Origin of the sequence: Bacillus sp. EB600 (assembly GCF_024494385.1) — a bacterium.
Classification (GTDB): domain Bacteria; phylum Bacillota; class Bacilli; order Bacillales; family Cytobacillaceae; genus JAEVLT01.
In genome coordinates this window covers 1-368 of record NZ_JAEVLT010000181.1, presented here as the reverse complement: position 1 = coordinate 368, position 368 = coordinate 1, and the positions used below count along the sequence as shown (strand labels likewise).

Annotated in this window: 1 protein-coding gene; it reads right to left on the bottom strand. The window is 31.0% G+C overall.

Annotated features, from left to right (window positions below; all coding sequences use genetic code 11):
• Positions 1-135: 135 nt before the first annotated feature.
• Positions 136-368, bottom strand: a 233-nt coding sequence (locus JN080_RS29315) for a carbonic anhydrase family protein (RefSeq protein ID WP_256239387.1), incomplete at its 5' end; no start/stop codon positions are given.

Below are 368 nucleotides of genomic sequence, written 5' to 3'. Positions count from 1 at the left end.
CAATAGGTTGACCTGAACGGTAACCTTGTAACTATATTGTTTTTATTTATCGAAAATCTCTTATTCTTGAAAACTCTGCTTATACAATCTGTATTTTAGACTATTGATATATCATAATAAATAGACTTTCTAAACCTAGTTCTTGATAATTTCTCGTTCATCTAGAGGTTGAACAGGACGATGATTATCTGGAAAGATTTGCTGAAATGCTTGAACTTGTTCTTTCGACATTTCAATTGGCTTTTCAAAAACAATCCATTTTACTTCTTCCGTACAAGGAGGCGTCGTTAATGAACCATTATAAGAAAAAGATGTTTGATCTGGAGGAAGTATAGCTTGTAAATCAATTGGTTCTTTTATAGAAATAT